This window comes from Candidatus Streptomyces philanthi, assembly GCF_059553635.1.
The window spans coordinates 1-1,713 of sequence record NZ_JCANQV010000565.1; the positions used below are offsets into that span (position 1 = coordinate 1).

The following is a 1,713-nucleotide window of genomic DNA, read 5'->3' on the forward strand; positions in this document are numbered from 1 at the left end:
CGTCGTGGTGTCGGTGCCCTCCACCTCGAACCCGGCGTCCGCGATCATCGCCAGGTCGTCCTTGCCCGCCTGGCCTTCACTCGTCAGGTAGTCACCGAGGAACAGGGAGTTGACGAGGTGCAGGGCGAGCGGCTGCATGCTCCGCAGATGCACCTCACGGCCCCCCGCGAGCCGCACCTCCACGTCCGGGCAGACGAACCGCACCATCGCCAGGATGCGCAGCGCCCGCTGCGGCGTGAGGTTCCACTCCTTCGCCAGGGGCGTGCCCTCGAAGGGGATCAGGAAGTTGACCGGTACGGAGTCCGGGTCCAGCTCCCGCAGGGCGAAGACGACGTCGACCAGGTCCTCGTCGCTCTCGCCCATGCCGGCGATCAGCCCGGAACAGGCCGACAGGCCCGCCGCCTGCGCCTGCTGGACGGTCGAGACCCGGTCGGAGAAGTCGTGCGTGGTGCAGATGTCGCCGTAGACGGACTCGGAGGTGTTGAGGTTGTGGTTGTACGCGTCGGCGCCCGCGGCGCGCAGCCGTTCGGCCTGCCCGTCGGTGAGCAGCCCCAGGCAGGCACACACCTCGACGCCCTCGTTCTGCTCCTTGATGGCGGAGATGGTCTCCGAGACCCGGTCGACGTCGCGGTCCGTCGGCCCCCGGCCGCTGGCGACCAGGCACACCCGCTTGGCGCCCCCGGCCACGCCCGCGGCCGCGGCGTCGGCGGCCTGGTCCGGCTTGAGCCAGGAGTACTTGAGGACGCCGGCGTCCGAGCCGAGGCGCTGCGAGCAGTACGAGCAGTCCTCGGGGCACAGCCCGGACTTGAGGTTGACGAGGTAGTTCAGCTTGACCCGCCGCCCGAACCACTGGCGGCGCACCTTCCCGGCAGCGGCCACCACGTCGAGCAGGTCGTCGTCGGACGTCGCCAGGACGGCGAGCGCTTCTTCACGGGTCGGCACCTCGCGCCGCAGCCCTTTGTCCACCAGCGTGTTCAACAGGTCCATGGCCTTGATCCTGGCTCACATCACCGCCCCCGGCCAAGGAGGATTCCCACAATGGCGCCGGGCCGGGGTGTGTGTATCACCACACCATGGGCGGGTGTAACGACCGCTAACGTCTATCGACAGCCCACAATCGACAAGGAAGCCGATGCCGCAGGAAACCGCTCTGCCGCAGCCCCCTGACACCCTCTCGGCGGCGCCCCCGGCGTCCGCCGTCCCGCCCTCCCGCGAGGCGTACGGCGCGGTCTTCGGCTGGCTCGACACGGCGCACGCCGAACGCCGCAGCGCCGGACTCGTCCGCACCCTGCGCCCCCGGCCCGCCCGGTCCCCGCTGCTGGACCTGGCGAGCAACGACTACCTCGGCCTCGCCCGGCACCCGGAGGTGACCGCGGCCGCCGCCCGCGCCGCGCGGCGCTGGGGCGCCGGCTCCACCGGCTCCCGCCTGGTGACCGGCAGCACCGCGCTGCACACCCGGCTGGAGACCGAACTCGCCGCGTTCTGCGGCTTCGAGGCCGCCCTCGTGCTCGCCTCCGGCTACGCCGCGAACCTCGCCGCGGTCACCGCGCTCACCGGCCGTGACGCCCTCGTCGTCTCCGACGCCGGCAACCACGCCTCCCTCATCGACGGCTGCCGCCTCTCCCGCGCCCGCACCAGCGTCGTCCCGCACGCCGACCCGGGCGCCGCCGCGGCCGCGCTGGCCGACCACGGCGGGCGGGCACTGCTGGTGAC

The 1,713-nt window shown here is 72.7% G+C and carries 2 protein-coding genes; one reads left to right on the forward strand and one right to left on the reverse strand.

The genetic code is table 11. The features are described 5' to 3' along the window. A partial coding sequence (gene bioB / locus AC51EU_RS30230; protein WP_496270281.1) for a biotin synthase BioB occupies positions 1–987 on the reverse strand: 987 nt, incomplete at its 3' end. Between the two features lie 145 nt (positions 988–1,132). On the opposite strand from bioB, the gene AC51EU_RS30235 reads away from it, so the two are divergent. Next, on the forward strand, positions 1,133–1,713 hold a 581-nt coding region (locus AC51EU_RS30235; RefSeq protein WP_496270282.1), incomplete at its 3' end, for an aminotransferase class I/II-fold pyridoxal phosphate-dependent enzyme.